The organism is Ligilactobacillus ruminis ATCC 27782, from assembly GCF_000224985.1.
Lineage (GTDB): Bacteria > Bacillota > Bacilli > Lactobacillales > Lactobacillaceae > Ligilactobacillus > Ligilactobacillus ruminis.
Window position 1 is genome coordinate 1,706,623 of record NC_015975.1, and the last position, 18,561, is coordinate 1,725,183.

The 18,561-nt window shown below is 44.4% G+C and carries 11 protein-coding genes; 5 read left to right on the plus strand and 6 right to left on the minus strand.

The annotated features are described in order from the left end of the window. Window positions 1–135: 135 nt before the first annotated feature. From LRC_RS08605 to LRC_RS08620, 4 genes are all read right to left on the minus strand, one after another. The gene (locus LRC_RS08605; RefSeq protein ID WP_014074045.1) at window positions 136–789 is read right to left on the minus strand and encodes a class A sortase; all 654 of its coding nucleotides are present in this window, start codon (window positions 787–789) and stop codon (window positions 136–138) included. 12 nt (window positions 790–801) lie between these two features. Beyond that, the gene (addA, locus tag LRC_RS08610; protein WP_014074046.1) at window positions 802–4,536 is read right to left on the minus strand and encodes a helicase-exonuclease AddAB subunit AddA; all 3,735 of its coding nucleotides are present in this window, start codon (window positions 4,534–4,536) and stop codon (window positions 802–804) included. A gap of 1 nt (window position 4,537) precedes the next feature. Continuing rightward, window positions 4,538–8,050, minus strand: coding sequence for a PD-(D/E)XK nuclease family protein (locus LRC_RS08615; protein WP_014074047.1), 3,513 nt, complete (start codon window positions 8,048–8,050; stop codon window positions 4,538–4,540). A 363-nt stretch (window positions 8,051–8,413) separates the two neighbouring features. Then, window positions 8,414–9,730, minus strand: coding sequence for a C1 family peptidase (locus tag LRC_RS08620; protein WP_014074048.1), 1,317 nt, complete (start codon window positions 9,728–9,730; stop codon window positions 8,414–8,416). Window positions 9,731–10,140: 410 nt separating this feature from the next. Between LRC_RS08620 and LRC_RS11595 the strand changes: the two genes are divergently transcribed. After that, window positions 10,141–10,320, plus strand: a complete 180-nt coding sequence (locus LRC_RS11595) for a hypothetical protein (protein WP_041820118.1) — start codon at window positions 10,141–10,143, stop codon at window positions 10,318–10,320. Window positions 10,321–11,632: 1,312 nt separating this feature from the next. Here the strand turns inward: LRC_RS11595 and LRC_RS08630 are convergent. Both LRC_RS08630 and LRC_RS08635 read right to left on the minus strand, forming a co-directional pair. After that, on the minus strand, window positions 11,633–12,598 hold the full coding sequence (locus LRC_RS08630; protein ID WP_014074049.1) for a ribose-phosphate diphosphokinase: 966 nt from the start codon (window positions 12,596–12,598) through the stop codon (window positions 11,633–11,635). Between the two features lie 225 nt (window positions 12,599–12,823). Then, on the minus strand, window positions 12,824–14,014 hold the full coding sequence (locus LRC_RS08635; protein ID WP_014074050.1) for an aminotransferase-like domain-containing protein: 1,191 nt from the start codon (window positions 14,012–14,014) through the stop codon (window positions 12,824–12,826). A gap of 550 nt (window positions 14,015–14,564) precedes the next feature. Between LRC_RS08635 and brnQ the strand changes: the two genes are divergently transcribed. From brnQ to tnpC, 4 genes are all read left to right on the plus strand, one after another. Further along, window positions 14,565–15,929, plus strand: coding sequence for a branched-chain amino acid transport system II carrier protein (gene brnQ, locus LRC_RS08640; protein WP_014074051.1), 1,365 nt, complete (start codon window positions 14,565–14,567; stop codon window positions 15,927–15,929). Window positions 15,930–16,091: 162 nt separating this feature from the next. Continuing rightward, window positions 16,092–16,292, plus strand: coding sequence for a hypothetical protein (locus LRC_RS08645; protein ID WP_014073217.1), 201 nt, complete (start codon window positions 16,092–16,094; stop codon window positions 16,290–16,292). Window position 16,293: 1 nt separating this feature from the next. Beyond that, entirely contained in the window at window positions 16,294–16,626 is a 333-nt protein-coding gene (tnpB, locus tag LRC_RS08650) for an IS66 family insertion sequence element accessory protein TnpB (RefSeq protein WP_014073767.1), read from the plus strand. A gap of 29 nt (window positions 16,627–16,655) precedes the next feature. Continuing rightward, entirely contained in the window at window positions 16,656–18,215 is a 1,560-nt protein-coding gene (tnpC, locus tag LRC_RS10830; RefSeq protein ID WP_014074052.1) for an IS66 family transposase, read from the plus strand. The last annotated feature ends 346 nt before the right edge of the window (window positions 18,216–18,561 follow it).

The window sequence follows — 18,561 nt, forward strand, 5'->3', positions numbered from 1 at the left end:
ATTTTTGCTTGTTTCGATCATAAGCATGAGAATCGTCATGCATACGCAAAAAAACCGGATCAGATTTGCAATTGATGGCAAACCATCCGGTTTTTCAATTTGAGGAAGATTTTTTCCCAGCCTCCCCAAAAAATTCTATTTATTGAAAACTTTGAGATTTTTCTTGTTTGCCGACTTTTTGAAAAGCAGCTCGCCCTGAACGATGACGCGCCTGCTTTCACCGGTCATCCCGGAAGCACAGGTAATCAGCGTGACGAGTTTTTGCCCCTGAACGTCGTCAATATAATTGGTATCATGCTTGTCAACGACGGTCTTCAGCGTCGTTTCGTAAACGTAGACGTGATGCTTGTCGGCCAAATAAATCTTGTCGCCTTTCTTCACGTTTTCCAATGGCCCAAACAAAAGCGAACCGTCTTTCATGTGATGACCCGCCAAAGCATAATTACCGATTCCCATCCGCTCGGTTTCCTTCATGGTTCCGGCACCGCGAACAAGGTTATAGTTGTCTAATCCCTTGAAAATCGGGAGCTTGACCTTGATACTTGGAACTGACAACTTGCCGATCGCATCATGATTTTTTGAAAAAGCCGCCTTGGCAACCATTTTGCTGTCAACGGCCTTTACCTTTTCGAAATCAAAGTTTCCTTTTGAATCATCATCTTTTACAGGCTGTTTAAGCGACGAATTCGTCATCCAGTCAACGATTAAGCACTTGATCTGCTCATTAAAAATCATCACGAGACCTGCCAGAAGCAAGATGACTGCGCCCGTAATTTTAAGTTTTTTCATTTCTTCACCTCTTTACAAGTCCACTGCTTTGCCCAGTTGCGTCAAATACAGATATTTTTCATCAACAGGCTTGTTCAAGATGCTCTTTAGCGCCATTGAATAAAGCTCAATTTGTCCAGCATAGCGTTTTTTGACTTCGGGAACGTTTTCTTCAGCAGCATGATCCGTCTTGTAGTCAAACAAGATGACCTTCTTCCCGTCATCGACATAGCCGTCGATGATTCCGTGCACAAGCACCGGATCCGATTCGCTCAAGCCGACAAAAATCTCATTTGCAGGAATCAGCAAGGAAAACGGAACTTCTCTTTTGACGAATTCATGTTTTTCAAGAATCGTCTTGCCCAGATCGGTTTCAAAAAAGCGGCAGATATCGCTGATTCGGATTCTTTTTGCGACCTCATCATTCAAAATTCCGTCCTTGACCAATTCGGAAATTTCTTCTTTGACTGAAGATTCGCTCGGCTTTTTTGTCAGATCAAGTTTTTCCATCACCAAGTGAACGGCAGACCCGATTGCTGCGCCGCTGATTTTTTCTTCATGCACCATGAATTTTGGCAATTCCATCTTTGAAACGAATCGATTGGCATTTTCCTTTTCATTTTCGCTTGTGTCAAGGTTGCTCATCACCTTTTCGTCAGGATCCGCAAATGCCGATTTGATCTCAGAAACCGACTGGTATGCCGCAGTTTTGACAAGGCCTTCATGATCATAGCGATACGTCAGCACTTTGTTGATGAAGTCGGCATCATCCGCATCCAATTCTTCTTTAGCCTGATCTTTCAGCCATTTCTTTAAATCAAGCGGCTGATTGTCGGCATTTTTCGACAGCTCATCGAAGCTGATTTTTTCAAATTCATACTCGGCACTGAATTTGTCAAGATAATGACACGGTCTGACGTCATCAACACAATCGAACCTCTTGCAAAAATTCCGTTCGCGATAAAAGGCAGCACCGATCCAGTCCATAAAGCAAACGGCATTTTCGCGCACGTCAGCACTCAAAAGCAGATCCTCGCTTTTTTTCGCCTGTTTCCACTTGCTCAAGGCATCATCTTCGTTTTTGTATCCGGCCACGATGAAGAGTTTTTGTTCGGCACGCGTCAAAGCGACGTAAAGCAAGCGCATCTGCTCTGCGCAAAGCTTTCTTGCCACTTTTTCCTTTGCGTACGACTGCATCGGAGTGACGGTTTCGACACGCGTTTTGCGATTGAGGCACGTGATCGACACGCCGTCCTTTTCATTCAGCAGATACTTTCCTTTCAGACTGTCAGTGTTGAAACGCTTTGTCGCATCAACCAAAAAGACCACCGGAAACTCCAGGCCCTTGCTGCCGTGAATCGTCATGACGCTGACAACGTCATCACTTGCTTCGTTTAACGCGGACGCCAAATCTTCGTTTTGATCCTGCATCTTGTTGATGAAGCGAATGAACTGAAACAGTCCTTTGAAACTCGTCTTTTCGTATGCTGCAGCACGCTCGTACAATGCATGAAGATTGGCCGCGCGCTGGCTTCCCCCAGGCATTCCGGAAACGTATTCCAAAAAATGCGTTTCATCGTAAATTTTCCAGATCAAAGTCGACAGCTCGTTTTGACGAGCCAACGTTCGGAATCTTTCAAGCATTTCCATGAATTTTTTGACTTTATTATGCAATTCCTGGTTTTGACCGGGAGATTCTTCGTAAAATTTCAATAATGCCTGGTAATAGTCGCCTGAGCGGTCATTGATTCGAAGAAGCGCCAGCTCATTTTCATTCAGCCCGACGATTGGTGAGCGAAGCACGGCAACAAGCGGAATGTCCTGGCGCGGATTGTCGATCACGTTGAGCAACGCCAGCATGATTCGAAGCTCCGTCGTCTGAAAATAGTTTTCGGATTTTTGGACCTTGTAAGGGATTCCCAAACGCTTGAATTCTTCCGACAAAATCAAATGATTGCCGTGAGTTCCGGACAGCACGGCGATGTCGCCGTAGCTGATTTTTCTCATTTTCTTTTGCTTGCGATCATAGATTTCAAATCCGGAATCAACCAACTGCTTGATTTTTTCGGCCGTCGCCAGCATTTGTCCTTGCGCTGCGCTTTCGATCGTGAAGTCCGCATCCATCGACTCGTGATTTTCTGACGTCATGTCCCAGCGCATCTTTCCGGTTGTCTTTTCCGCGGTTTCGTTTCTTTTGTCAAAATACAGCAAAATTTCCGCCGTCGTTTGTTTTTCCGGATAATCGCTCGAACCGTACACAAGCTGCGCATTGTCGTCATAATCCATTTCGCCGACTTCTCGACTCATGATCTGACTGAAAATCAGGTTGGTAATTGAAGCCACGTTTTTGACGGAGCGGAAATTTTCCGCCAGAATAATGCGTTGCCCATCCGAATCGTCATTTGCGTAGCGCCTGTATTTTTCAAGGAACAATCCCGGATCGGCCAGACGGAAACCATAAATCGACTGTTTGACGTCGCCCACCATGAACATGTTGCCGGGAGATTTTCTTGCAATCGTCGTTAAAATCGTTTCCTGCAGCTGATTTGTATCCTGGTATTCGTCAACCATGATTTCTGCATAGCGCTCTTCCAGATCTTGCCTGATGTCATCGTTTTTTTGCAGAATCGAAAGCGTATAGTGCTCCAGATCACTGAATTCAAGCACCCGTCTGCTTCTTTTTTCCGTTTGATAGGCAGCGACAAACTTAAAAACAACTTCGCTGAGCTTTTTGACGAGCCTGTATGCTTGCTTCAAGGCCTGTTCCAAATCGGTGCTTGAAACGGCGAAATATTCCGGAACGATTTTTTCCGTAAAGATTTTTTTGGCTTCATCGCGAATCAGCTTGACGTTTGCTTTTGTTTCCGTAAGCAGTGAATCGTCGGTTCTTTTCGTGCTCGGAAAACGCGCATAGCTCATTTCAGCAAAAGTTTTCTGCAGCGTGGCATAGTCTGCGCCATCTTCCAGCATTTTCGCATAATTTTCGTACCGGTTGCCTTCATCTTCAAAAAGCGCGATCTGCTTTGCAAAAAAACTTTCATCTTGTTCCTGCATCGTGACGCGTGCTTTTTCCATGTTGATCGCAAGCATCCTCAATTTTTCAACGAGCATCGGCAAAAGCTTTTCCTTGAAAAATGCACTCTCGGTAAAGTCTTTCGTGCCAATCTGATACGTTTGAGGCAAGCTTTTGATCCAATTTTCCGGATCAGGATTGACGTTTGCGAAATCAAAAACCCTCATGATGAGTTCCGTTAAGCCGTCATCGCTGCGATCGTTTGAGAAGTTTTCTGCCAGTTCGATAAAGTCTGCGTCATCTTGACCGTATAATTTTTCAAGCAGATCGTTTAAGACGTCTTCTCTCAGCAATCTTTTTTCAGTCTGATCGGTCAAAAGTCGAAAAGACGGATCCAGGGATGCTTTGTAGTAGTAATTTTGAATGAATTTGAGACAAAAGGCATCGATCGTTCTGATGTCTGCCGTATTGAGCTTAACGAGCTGATTGATCAAAAAACCTTTTTGATGCTCATCTTCCGTTTGATTGCAAGCTTCCCTCAATGCCTTTTGAATTCGTTCCTTCATTTCCTTGGCGGCCGCTTCGGTGAAAGTCAAAATCAACAGACGATCAACGTCGATGCCGTGCTTGATCTTGTCAACCACCCGTTCAACCAAAACCCTGGTTTTCCCGGAACCGGCAGAAGCCGAAACCAAAATGTCATGTCCGCTTGCATGAATCGCCTGCGATTGCCCTTGAGTGAATTTAAAAGCCATCTTAATCCCCCTCTTTGATTGATTTCAAAATTTCCGTTGCGCCAACGGAAGGAATCACGAAATAACGATTTTCCGGAAGCATTGCGTCAAACTGCATGATCGATTTGAACGGAGAATACTGCAAGGCCGTAACGCTTGAAGACCATTTGGCAGGATAAAGATCAATTCTGCCGTCAAAAATCATGTCGCAGGCATTGGCGATCATCTTGCGATTATGCTTGAGCAAAAATTCCAGATTATCCGGCTCAATCAAAGTTTCCTGCGCATAATTGGTCGTTCGGTAGGTCCCGCCGGACAGACGCTTGAAAGGCAAGAACAGCGATGAGCTTTTTTCTTCGACCGTTTCGTCAAGCGTGCTCAACAAATCAGGATCAGACACCAACAGACCCTGATATCCGTGACTTGCAATGAGCGTTTTTTGCTCATCTGCTTTTACCTCGGAAGGCTTCAGCCGCGGATTTTGAAGGTGAAGGTACAAGGCCCCGGCCAATTTGGACTGTTCGTTTGGCAAAACCAGCTCAGCGTTTTGTTCCAACGCATCCAGATACGTCAAAAGCTGCAGCGCGATTCCATAATATGCCTGAGCATAATTGAATTTTCTTGCCCCCGATTTGTAATCGATGACGCCCAAATACTTATCTCCCGCACCGATCGTTTCGTCGATTCGGTCAATCTTGCCGCGAACGTTGACCTGATTACCTTTAGGCGTCTTGATCAAAAGCCCTTTGAGTCCTTCTTCGACGCCGACGTGGCCAAACAATGCCTCGGTTCTGAGCGTCCTGACGTGACCATAGTTTCTTTGATTGCGCACGGCCCAAAGCGTTTGTGACAGCGTGTCGTTCAAAAGCCGCTCGATAAATCCCATGCGATTGGAGCTTTTTAAAATCATGAACTGCGGATCCTTCGAAACCAGACTGGTCGTTTCTTCAAAAATCTCGTTAAACTGCTCTGATGACAAATTCTTTAGAGTCAGGTTGTTTTTAAAAAGAAGCCGGAAAAACGCGTCAAGCACGGCATGAAAGTAGCTCCCCGTACTGGCTGCGGACATCTCAAACACGTCGCGTTCCATCAGCCCCAACCCGTATCTCAAGAAGTATTCATACGGATTTTTGTAGAAAGTCTCAAGTTTTGAAATCGACGTGTTCAATTCTTTGCCATAAAGCTTGCGTGCATTTTGTGCGGTCAGCTGTTCCGGAATATTGCGATAGCGCAAGCTGCTCATGACTTTTTCAGTCATTTCGGCGTCAACCGTCTTCATTTTCGCATAAACCTGCTTCCAAAAAGCCGGCACGGAATTCTTTTCATCGGCATGACGTCTGATTTCGAAAATCAAATCTTCAATCGTGCCCTTCGGCGTGCTGAGTTTGTCAAATTCAGAGATTTCAAGCTCTTCGAGCAAAAAATGCTGCTTGATTCGCTCAACGTAAGGCGACATTTTTATTCCGCCGTCCGCATCGTTTCCGTGAGGATACGTGAAAATCAGTTTTTCAGTTGGAGAAAGGAATGCCAGATAATTCAGCAACGGTTCCGACAGCATGCTTTTTTCCGAAGTCTCATCAAGCACCTGATCCTCAGAAAGAAGCGCATTTTCAAGCATCAGACTGCGATCGCCGTCAGAAAGCAGCGACTTGTTTTGAATCCTGTCCGGCATAACCAGATCGGTTGATCCGATCATGAAAACGACTTTGCGGTCAGTCGGCTGAACCATCCCTGTTTCAGAAATCGCCACTTCATCAAGCGAGGCCGGAACCCTTCTGTATTCGCCAGCATCAAACCCGGTCTGAAGCAAGTTCAGGAAATCTTCTTCTTCAAACGGCAGATCACCGAGATTTTCGACAAATTCATCCATCATCTGACAAAAGAGATTCCAAACCTGCTCCGGACGTTCCGATTCCTGTAAAAGGCCTTGTTCCATCAGATTTTGCCGCCAATCTTCAAGTCTTTTTTTGACTCCGTTGTCAACCAGGAAATTTACCAGGCAAACTGCGGCTTTTCGCCCGTTTTCGGCTTCGTCAATCTGCTTGAAAAACGGCGGCAAAATTTCTTTGACATAGCGTCTGATAACGTTTACTTCTTTTGTAATGCGATCTTCGGCATCGGTTCTCGTTCCAAAGTCGCTTTCGCCAAAACGATAGTAGATCCAATCTTTTTCTTTCAGCCAGGCACTTCCTTCGTAGCCGAATTTCAAAATCAGATTTTCTGTTTGATCGAGCATCCTGCGATAGGTTTCAACCTTTAAATCTTTTGGAATCAACAATTCGGTCTTAAGCAGTCGCATCATGTCATTATAGCGATAATGACGTCGCTTGACCGCAAATAACGCATTCAGCAGTTCGACCAGGGGATGATCAGAAACCTTTTTTTGCAAATCAACGAAAATCGGCACTTCGGCTTTGGCAAAAATCGGTTCCAACACGTTTTTATACAAGTCCAAGTGTCTCGTTAAAATTAAAAAATCCTTGTATCGATAGCCTTCAACGGCAACCATTTGGCGAATTTTTGCCGCAGCAAACCTGATTTCTTCCGTCCGCGTTTTGGCACCATAGATTTTGACCGAATCATTTTCAAACGTTGCTCTTTCTTTTGCCGAGAATCCGGCAACGGAATCGATCCAGTAGTCTTCAAGCTTGCACAAATCTTGCGAAACCCTTGTTTTTTTGGCATAGGTATCAAGCATGACGGGGCTTTTGGACTTGTGAGCATGGGCATAAAGCTGATAATACAAATTTCCGGCACGATAAAACAAGTCGCCTGACTTTGGCGGTTCGTCAACGTAAGGATGATTCAAAACCAGATCGACGACGACGCTTTCTGCGTTTTTAATCAGCTTTTCAACCAACAGCATTTCTCTTGCGGTCATTTGGTTAAAGCCGCTGATCAAAAAACAGCTGTTTTGAAGGTCGATCTTCTCCAGATATTGCGTAAGTTCGGCCAAAATTTCCGTATTGGCCAGGTAGCGGCCGGAAGTCATTTTGATAAAACGTGTATAGACAAGCGCCAGATCATGCAGTTTGGACCTCAATAATGCTTTGGATCCCAAAGATTCTTTCGGAAGCTTTTCGACCATCCGCGTGACGTCTTCCGGCATGATGCATCCGTTTTGAAGCTCCGTCATCTGTTTGGCAAGCTGGGTAATAAATCCGGGTTGTGACTCTTCACCGGAAAAAACCTGCAATTCATCTTTCAAATCACGCAAAATTCTGTAAATAATCATGTTTGATCCCGCTGAAGAAATTCTTGGAATCTGATATGCAGGCATATCTTTCATAAAATACCAAGCCAGACGCGTAAACGAAAAGACCTGCAAATCATGCGCCGCAAATATTTTTTCATCTTGAGAAAAAATTTGCCGCATGTACTTTAACGCATTGACTTCAGATTCAAATTTGATGTGGTTCGGAACAATATAATAAACCATCCGGTTCGGGTTTTCTTTTCGCCACTTGGCAAGCTGTTCAAAATCTTTTTGCTGATGATCTTTTGAGGCATTGCCTAAAATAAATCCTAAACCCAACTTGATCCCCCCGATTCAATTTAATGGTAATTACATTATAGCCTAAACTGAGCCGACAATGAAATTCATCGGCTTAAAATTCACGCTGCCTTTGTTTGAGCGAGACAATGTTGAAATTTGCTTTCGATTATTCCGGACGCAGCTAAATCAAAAGTTTTAAAATTAAAAGGCATGCTGCTTTTTCTTGAAAGACACTGTTCAAATATCAAAAGAAGCTGATCGTTTTGCCAATCAATAATGCCTTGCCGTCAACGTTGCTCAGAATTCGTTTAAATTGGCAAAGTCGATTCAAGCTCTGCATTTTAAAGCAAAAAAAGCTTAAAATCAGCAAGAACGTTGCCAATTTTAAGCTAAGAGCATCTTTTAGCCCAACGAATCCCACGGCTTAAGCGGCTCTGGCTTCGTTTGAGCAATTTCTTTTTGCTTGTCGGTTGCAAATTGCTTTAAAACGACGGCTTGATAGACGTAAGCATCAAACCAGGCATCCGTCATGATGAAGTAGCCCTTGTTGCCGTTCTTTTCGCCCCATGAGTTTTCGACCTTCCACTTGACCGGCTTGTCGTCTACAAGGTCAACTCCGGTAATCGCCATCGCATGCGAGCATTCGCCGACGCGCGTGGCCAGACGACCGGCCTTGTCGAGGTTCAGATCGATATCGAACAACTCTCCCTTCTTGAACAAATCCGTGTCAAGCACGCCGTTTTCTCTGTCCATGTCTTTTGAGACGTCGCATCCGAACCACACAGCCTTGCCACTCTTGAGTTGGGCAATAACGGCAGCTTTGAGTTCTTCAATCGGAACGTTGACGTACGTGACGTGCTCGCCTTCAAAAAGATAATCCTGATTTGAAAGACTGTAATGCTTGTACATTTCGTGATCAGGCGCATTCGTCAAATCGATGTAATCGCTGAAATCGACGTGCACATACTTGTCGAAGAATTCTTTTGGAGTCAGATTTCTGTCAATGTGATACTGATTGTCGTCATCACGATATTCGAAGTCGAACTTAACCGGTGGCTTGCCGAATGCGTAAACCAGCATGCGGTAAACTTCCTTCATCTTCTCAAGCTTGAAAGCACGCATTTCTTCTTCAGTCTTGCCGGCTTTTTTCATCTTGCGGATCTCAAGCGCATCTTTTTTGATTTTAAGATTCAAAACATCGTTCAATTCGCTCGTATTTTCGCTGACGAACGTTTCGGGCATCACGCTCTTCGGCACAAGGCCGTACTTGTTGATCAAAGTCGCCGCATTGGCAAACTGGCCGCCGTCTTCATCGCCCCATTCAAGCTCAAACAAATATTCGCGATCATCGTCGTCTCTTTCAGCAAGTCTGATCATCTTTTCGTAGAACATATTGGCCTTTTCCAAACGATCATAAAAGGAATCGTAATTTTGCGAAAATTCAAAGTCTTTAACCTTCAAATCTTTTGCCACCTGCTGACGAAGCGTATTGAGCGTTGAAAACAGCCAGCAGCGTCCGCTCTTCTTTTGATTCGTAATTTTTCCGGTTTCGACTTCAACAGAAAAAACGTGATCGTGATTGGCTTTGGCAGAAAAATTCTTGCTTGCTGCCGTCACGCCGTTTTCCTGAACCGTCCGTGCGATTACGTCGGCACACGGAGTTTTTTCATAGGCACTTTGGAAATTTTCCAAATCTTCCTTTGTTAAATCTTTTGTCATCTTAAAATCATCCCTTTGTTACTATCAATTAATCTCAATCTTATCATTATTTTGATGCTTAAACAAGCGTTCTGATTGATGGATCGAGACTTTAGGAGAGGCTTTGAAAAAAGTCCCGTTTCTTACTTGAATTAGATGAAATGCCGAACAAAGGCGATCGGGTTGCGACTGACTTTGTCCGACACTTTTAAATGCAGTACTGCTCAACCAATCTATCCAAGATTTCACTCAAATTTACGGACAGAAGACCCGTTTTCATCGATGTGTCCGTAAACGGCAGTGATTTTAACAAATGCATCGCCTGATAAATCAGCGCGCCGATCTCTCAGTCAAATTTACCGCCAAACTATTTTGGGTTATTTCCATCATGGAAGGCGATTGTCACGTATACGCAAAAAAACGGATCAGATTTGCAATTGATTGCAAATCATCCGGTTTTTCAATTTGAGACAGAGTTTTTTCAGCCTCTTAAAAAAGGAGAGGTTGTTTTTCGTCCTAACTGCAGATTTTTTGATGCTGCGATGTTGTTCAAAAATTATGAAGATCACCAACTTACTGCCGCTTCACAATTTATTTCGTCACTGCTCTGAGCGATTATCGCATTTGATAATTGGCAATCCTACACTATTACGAACAACCATCTGCTTTTGATGCTTGCCTTGCTGATTACGTTAATCTCGTTAATCATGGTTTTTTTATAAATCGGCAAAGCGATGAAACATTAATTAATTTTAATTGACGTTGATTGTTATCGGTACCATTTTTTGTGTGCTTTTGGCGGAAGTAGTAGAACATTTTCTCAATTTTTGAGAATTTTGTTCTACTTTCAAAAACGCAAGTGACAGGAGCGAACGTGACGGCAACAAAAATTGTTAAAATAGCGTGACTTTTGTCTACAAGTCTTCATAAAGCATTTTTCTATGAGAAATCCAGTATCGTCAGCCACCTTCATATCCATTAGTCCATTTGTCTCAGCAAAATCCTGCTGTCATCCTTTCGATTACAGGCAGATCTTAAAAATCGCCGTTTTGCCCGTAATCCACTTTGAATCTCGAGGGACAGTATGATTTTTTCTACCTGCTGGTCCAAATTCAGGCGTGCGAAACCGAAAGTAGACAAAAAACGGGGGAAATGACTCTTTTTTGTCTACCACCGCCTCCAAAATTGGGGCATGCGGCTCCGAAAGTAGACAAAAACCGGTGGGAATGTCTGATTTTTGTCTACCGCCTGCTCCAAAAACGGGGTGCGCTGAACCGAAAGTAGACAAAAACCGGTGGGAATGTCTGATTTTTGTCTACCGGCTGATTCCAAATCGACTCGCGCGGCCTCGAAAGTAAAAAAAATCCTCCAAAATCGGAAAAATGTTCTACTCGGGTACCTTCGCCAAAGCAGTGTGATCTCAGATTACAAGCAAATTCCAAAAACAACGTTTTGCCCGTAACCGAGGTCAGGTGCAGCGATTGAGCAGATGCTGCGCAGCACTGCATTTGGCAAAATCACTGTCAATTACGGACAAATCAGTAAAAAAATGACGCTTTGTCCGTAAAATTTGAGTGAAATCTTGGCGGACTGCCCCAAAAATAAAAAATACGCGCCATCATGGCACGTATTTTAATCATTATTCAGTTGACCGTTCGGCTTCACATCTTGTCTTAATCGGGTTCAGACCAGCAACAAGGCTCATGATAAGTTCGTGCCGCGTCGTGACTGCGCTTGCGCTGATCACTCGCGCCCCTCCTTATCTACCGCCTTGTTAAGCGGCTGGTCTTCACACCTTGTCTTAATCGGGTTTCGCCTCACATTCCCCCTATCGCAAGCAAGGACTCCCTAGACGAGGCAAGCTCGCCTTCGGTCGTCCAAAGCTTGCGTACGGGGTCATGACCGTTCGGCTTCACACCTTGTCTAAATACTATCGCTCTTGTCAAACAACGCGTCCACCGATTGATTGTGATAGATGAGAGAAATTGCCTTTGCAAAAATCGGTGCGACAGAAAGGACGCGAAGCTTGTCAAACTGCTTTTCTTCAGAAATGGCAATCGTGTCCGTAACAATGACCTCGTCATAGGCTGAAGCTTCCAATTCTTTTACGACATTTCCGGAGAAAATCGGATGCGTTGCGCATGCATAAATTTTTGTAGCACCGGCAGCATAGAGAGCGGTTGCGGCATCGACCATCTTGCCGCCGGTATCGATCAAGTCGTCAAAAACGATGCACTTGTGTCCTTTGACGTCACCGATGATGTCTGCTTCATCAACACGCGCAGCATCACGTTTGTCAACGATCGCAATCGGTGCTTTCAAAAGTTCCGCCAAATTGCGCGCCAATTTAACGCTGTTATGATCCGGTGCAACGACAACCACGTCATCAGCAATGCCGCTTTCTTTAAAGTAATGAGCTTGCGTATAAATCGCTAAAAGATGGTCGACCGGAATATTGAAGAACCCTTGCAATTGGCCGGCATGAAGATCCAATGTCACGACTCGATCTGCACCTGCCAGGGAAATAAAGTTGGCAATGAGCTTGGCAGTAATCGGTTCACGACTTCTTGCTTTGCGATCGGCACGAGCATAGCCGTAATACGGAATAACGGCATTAATCGAACCCGCGCTGGCACGACGCAAAGCATCCATCATGACCATCAGTTCCATAAAGTTTTCGTTAACCGGATCAGAAATTGATTGGATGATGAATACGTCATCACCACGCACGCTTTCATTGATATTAATCTGAATCTCGCCGTCGCTAAAGTGCTTGACGGATGCATCGCAAAGTTCAACGCCCATTTCTTCAGCAATCTTTTCAGCCAATTCTTGATTTGAATTAAGCGCAAAAAGCTTGATTCCAGCATTTTCTTGCATGTCTTTCATACTTCCCCCATCTATTGGAATTTAAAATTGTCGGCACAAACATTCTCTTCGGATCGAATTTTCAGCTGCGCACTTACAAAGTTATTATACCATGCAAAAATGCGCATTTGTGTTTCAACTCTGAATTTTGTCAAAGAATTATCCGAAAATTACGAAGTATCTCCGCCGTCACTCTTGTAATCGTTCACAGTATTGAAAAAAGCAGCCAGAAAGACTGCTTTGATGTTATTTAACTGAAATTCTCTCATACAAAGTTTCCTTGATGGCATCACCAAGGCGCCGGCAACCTTCTTCGATTTCTTCATCGTTGACGCCTGTGAAATTCAGACGCATGCAGTTTCTGCGATGCGATACCGGGAACAAAGTCGAGCTTTCAATAAACGTCACGTCGCCGTAATTGTCAAGAATTTCTTGCGCAACGACGTCTTCTGGAAGTTCCAACCAAATGAAGAAACCTCCAAGAGGCTCAGTGAAATCGCACTCCTCAGGCAGATAGCGCTTGAGTCCTTCAATCATCGCATCGCGACGATCACGGTACAGGTCGTTGATTTCTTCGATGTGTTCGTTGATATCGTTGTCTTCAAGGTATTCGTCAATCATCTGACCGACAACGGAAGAAGGATTGCAGTCGCTTGCGAGTCGCAGATTTTTCAAGGCATTCATCAGCGTTTCATCGGCTATTAGCCACCCTGTCCGAAGCGCCGGCGACAAAATCTTTGAGCAGCTTCCGAGCGTCACGACGTTGCCCGACATGTCGAAGGCCTTGATCGACGGAAGCCCGACCCCTTCATAACGCAATTCGCGATAAGGATCGTCTTCAATTACCAAAAAGTCATATTGTGAAGCCATCTTAGCCAAACGCTTGCGTTTTGCAAGCGACATGCAGATACCCGTCGGATTTTGAAAATTCGGCACGGTATAGAGCATCTTCAATTGGTGATGCTTGCAGACTTCTTCCAACTGATCGAGGTTCAAACCGTCATCTTGCATTTCGATTTCGTAAAATTCAGGGCTTCTGGCCGCAAATGCTTCCAAAGCACCGATATACGTCGGTGCCTCAACTGCCATGCCGTCACCGACGTCAAGGAACAGATCGGCCAAAAAATTAATACCCTGCTGCGCTCCTTGAGTGATCATGATATTTTCAATTTCGCAGTCAATGCCGTTTCTTTTCGCATATGTTCTAATTTTTGCGCGCAACGGTTCATATCCCAAAGCAGACGAGTACTGATAAACGGAATTGTCGGTCAATTCGCTGCGCTTTAAGAAGGCCGCATCAAGTTCTTCCTTAGGGAAAAGTTCTTCTGCCGGATATCCGCCCGCAAACGAAATCGCATCTTTCTTTTCTGATAATGTAAACAAACTTTCAAGTCCGGACGAATCGCGTTCAAAACGCTTTGAAAAACGTGGAATCATATGCTCTGCCTCCTGTTATAATTATAATTCGATTCTTATAAGCTAATAATTCATTTTTCTTTACAATCACTATCTTACACTCTTTTATCAATTAAGTAAAATTCAACTTATTCATTTTTAAATGAAACAAATTCATCTAATTGAAAAAGGTTGACTTTCTTTCAAAAATAAGTTAAATTAGGTGCATGTTAAAAAAGTATTAAAAACGCGATGAAGAGGAGAGTAGCTCATTCAATCGTCTTTGCAGCGAGTCCCAGTTAGTGCGAGGGGACAAGACGCAAATGATGCGAAAGTAGCCTCCGAGCGGTCGATGCGACGTCACAGCGAAGTTTCGAATGGGAGCGCCCTTTACAGCGTCAACGTATTGCATTTGTCAAAAAATGCAGCACGGGGTGAGTTCAAGTCAGCAATGGCTTGTTGAAACAAAGGTGGTAACACGCTGAGGCGTCCTTTCAGATTTTTATCTGGAGGGATTTTTTTTTACTTCAAAAAACGACATCTTAGCTAAGATCTCAAAATAACGAATTTGAATTATTAAGGAGATCACATTATGAAAAAAATATCCAAACGCTACTACTTCTTGATCGGATCGCTGATTTTCGGCATGTTCTTCGGTGCGGGCAACCTGATTTTCCCGATTCATTTGGGCCAATTGGCCGGTGCAAACTGGGGAAAAGCCGCAATCGGCTTCCTTCTTTCGGGCGTTTTGCTTCCTTTGCTTTCTCTTTTGGCAATCAGCATCACGCGTTCAAACGGCATTTATGATCTTGCAAAACCGATCAGTCCAAAATATGCATTGATTTTTCTGATTTTGGTTCACGCAACGCTTGGACCGTTGTTTGCAACACCAAGAACGGCAACCGTTCCGTTTGCAATGGGTTTTGCGCCTCATATTCCGGCACGCTATCAGACAATCGGTCTTTTGATCTACTCAGCCATTTTCTTTGGCATCGTTTATTATTTCTCAGTTCATGAAAACGGCATCGTCAATACCATCGGCAAGCTGCTCAACCCTGCATTTCTAGTCATGCTCTTCATCATCTTCCTTCTCGCCTTCATCAGCCCGCTCGGAAGCACGTCCGGACAGCATGCAGCGGCAGGATACACGACACAGGCAATGACAAGCGGCTTCCTTGAAGGATACAACACCATGGACGCCCTCGCAGGACTGGCATTCGGCATCACCGTCATCACCGCCATCCATGCGCTCGGCATCAGAAAGCAGCGCGAGACATCCGTCTTTCTCGCCAAGTCCGGCATCATCGGAGTGGCCCTGATCGGCATCATCTACCTTGCATCCATCTATCTCGGTGCGATGAGTCTCAACAACTACAAGATCTCTGAAAACGGGGGCATTGCCCTGGCACAGCTGTCACACCACTATCTCGGCGCGGCCGGCGACGCCCTGCTTGCAACACTTGCAACGGTCACATGCCTGACGACCGCCATGGGACTCGTCGTTGCCTTCGCGCAGGACTTCCATCACCGTTTCCCGAAGATTTCCTACCGTACATTCCTGACGTTCAACTGCCTGATTTCATTCCTGATTGCAAATCTCGGCCTGACGACGATCATCACCTGGTCAACGCCTGTCCTGATGTTCCTCTATCCGCTTGCAATCTCGCTGATCATCCTCGGCATCACGTCGCCCCTGTTCGGTCATGACAACCGCGTTTACCGCATGACGACAATCTTCACGCTGATTCCAGCCGTCTTCGACATGATCAGAAACTTTCCGCCTGTCCTTGCCGAAACGGGATTCGCCAAGGCCGCAGTTACCTTCGCATCATCCTACTTTCCGTTCTTCTCAATCGGATTCGGCTGGATCTCATTTGCCCTCTGCGGCTTCATCATCGGTCTGATCTGTCACTTCATCGCCAGAAGAGAAACGGCCACGGCAGCCGAGGAAGCCTGACATCCGCATATCAATAAAGAGGCCGGGGAAACCCCGGCTTATTTTTCACTCCCGAATTAAATGAAATGCCGAACAAAAGTAAGCGGTCGTTAAAATAGCGTTCTTCATAAACCTCCGATATCTTGGTATGCTTTAGACATCAAGTATATCGGAGGTTTAATTATGAAATTGGATGACGTCGTGGAAGTCAACCTTGTTGACCTAAGCCCTAAAGAAACATATCGACCGGTCAGGGAAATGGCTGCGAAAATTATTACGGAAGATGTTGAAATCCGAATCTACAACGGAGCTTCGAGAGAGATTCTCAAAAATTTGAACAACTATCTTTGGTATCGTGATCAAAATGTTTCCAAATATAAATAATATGAAAATCTATCTCATTTGCGGTAAGACCGATCTTCGCAAAGGGATAGACGGATTGGCTGCTCTTGTTACCGAGGCGTTCAGTTTGGACGCCTATGATAATGCGATTTTTCTGTTTTGCGGTACACGTTCCGATCGTTTCAAGGCTCTTTACTGGGACAAAACAGGATTCGTGCTGTATTACAAGCGCATCGAAAACGGACGCTTTCAGTGGCCGAGAAATCAGAGCGAGGTCAAAAAGATAAACGCGCATCAATTGCGCAGACTCTTGGCCGGATTTTCCGTAGAGGAAAAGAAAACCATTCTTCCTTGTGAAAAAGGGCTGCTTTGTTAAATATTGATACTCCTGCCTTACATTTTTATATGGATTTGGCAGGAGTTTTCATGTATAATTCAATTCATGCATACGGAACGGAGGTGAACGAGATGGACGAAAAAGATAAGCGTATCAAAGAGCTGGAACAACAAGTCGCTGAACTGAATGAACGAATTGCTTTTCTGACAAGCAAACTTTTTGGAAAAAAAACTGAAAAAACGCGCCGTCTTCAAGAAGATGACAGACAATTAGACCTGTTTGATCTGGAAGAAGAACAAAGCGAAAAGACTGAAGATTCCAAAGAGGCTTCGGTAAAATCGTATACCAAAAAGATTCGCAAAAAAAACCGGAAGATTGATACTTCAAAAATTCCGGTCGAAATTGTGAATCATGTGATGCCTGATGAAAAATGTTCCTGCCCTAAGTGTTGTGCCCGTCTCGTTCAGGTCGCGAATCCTAAGATTCGTGAAGAGGTGAAGTTCATACCGGCAAAACTCAGGCTTCTCGAACATCATCAGGCAGTATACAAGTGCCCTGAATGTTCTTCGGACGATCATTCGAAAATTTCAAAAGCTCCGATGCCCCGTTCGCTCATCAGTCACAGTAAGACAGGATCTCCTTCGATCATTGCGCATATTGCCGCGATGAAGTACGTCTACAAAGTTCCTTGCTATCGCCAGGAGGCAATGTGGAAGCTTAGGGGATTGCCGTTGACTCGTCAACAAATGTCAAAATGGATGATCGACGTCTTCAACAATCAGCTTTCGCCGCTGTATGATCTTTTATTGAAAGAGCTGAAAAGGCAGCGATTTCTTCATGTGGATGAAACACCTTATAATACTTTGGCTTCAGAAAAAGCAAACACTTATTATTGGGTTGTCACAAGTGGAAAATTTGAAGAAAAAAATATTGCCGCATTTACTCACAGTGACGGAAGATCATCCGATACTGCCAAGAAATTGTTGAGCGATTTTAATGGTTATGTCCAAACTGACGGCTATGCCGGATATAATTTTCTCGACAGGACCAGACACCTGGGGTGCCTGGCTCATGTTCGTCGCTATTTTGTCGATTCTTTGAAAAACAGCAGCTACAAAGCCTCAAAATCTTTTAGCGGAGAAATAGTCAAAGACATCGATGAAGTCTTTGAATTGGAAAGAAAACTCTCAACCAAATTCAATGATGACGAACGCTTGAACTATCGAAGAAGAAAACTCCTTCCTGTAGTCAAGCGGGTATTTTCCAAGATAGCTTCAGTTACCGCATCTGCCAAGTCAGCATTGGGAAGAGCCAAAAACTACGCCCTGGGTCAAGAAAAGAATATTCTGAACATCTTTGAAAAAGGATATTTTGAATTGTCCAACAACAGCGCAGAACGTGCTGTCAAAGAGAGCGTGATGGGGAGAAAAAACTGGCTGTTTTCATCAACTTTTGAAGGCGCAAGGGCTAATGCCGCTGGGTTGTCGCTGATATATACGGCCAAACTTAATCAGTTGGATCCTGAAAAATACTTGAGAAAAGTATTAACGGAGATTACCAACATTGAGGTATTTGATCCTGAAAGGTTCCGCCAACTTCTCCCATGGAACATCGATCTTACCTCATAAATAAGAAAATAAAAACGATGCATACGCAATAACCTGAGATAATAATACTATCTCAGGCTATTTGTGTACACACCGCTGTTTTAACGACCGCTTACGAACAAAAGCTGTCGTAATTCGACTGATTTTGCCCGGCATTCTTTATTTTTTTAAAATACAGTGCTGCTCATTGCCTGCTCAATCAATGCGTCAGGACTGGCTTACGGGCAAATCGCTGATTTTTGAATTCTGCCCGTAAAATGCAGTCCGCGGTTACGGGCAAAATGCCGCTTCTTGAGATTTGCCCGTAAAACCCAGTCACCCGTTACGGGCAAATCGCTGATTCTTGGGATCTGCCCGTAAAATCTAG

Bases quoted from the DNA above. Each gene is read 5' to 3' on its own strand.
- LRC_RS08605 (WP_014074045.1), bottom strand. From the start codon at position 789: ATGAAAAAACTTAAAATTACGGGCGCAGTCATCTTGCTTCTGGCAGGT.
- addA (WP_014074046.1), bottom strand. From the start codon at position 4,536: ATGGCTTTTAAATTCACTCAAGGGCAATCGCAGGCGATTCATGCAAGC.
- LRC_RS08620 (WP_014074048.1), bottom strand. From the start codon at position 9,730: ATGACAAAAGATTTAACAAAGGAAGATTTGGAAAATTTCCAAAGTGCC.
- LRC_RS08630 (WP_014074049.1), bottom strand. From the start codon at position 12,598: ATGAAAGACATGCAAGAAAATGCTGGAATCAAGCTTTTTGCGCTTAAT.
- LRC_RS08635 (WP_014074050.1), bottom strand. From the start codon at position 14,014: ATGATTCCACGTTTTTCAAAGCGTTTTGAACGCGATTCGTCCGGACTT.
- brnQ (WP_014074051.1), top strand. From the start codon at position 14,565: ATGAAAAAAATATCCAAACGCTACTACTTCTTGATCGGATCGCTGATT.
- LRC_RS08645 (WP_014073217.1), top strand. From the start codon at position 16,092: ATGAAATTGGATGACGTCGTGGAAGTCAACCTTGTTGACCTAAGCCCT.
- tnpB (WP_014073767.1), top strand. From the start codon at position 16,294: ATGAAAATCTATCTCATTTGCGGTAAGACCGATCTTCGCAAAGGGATA.
- tnpC (WP_014074052.1), top strand. From the start codon at position 16,656: ATGGATTTGGCAGGAGTTTTCATGTATAATTCAATTCATGCATACGGA.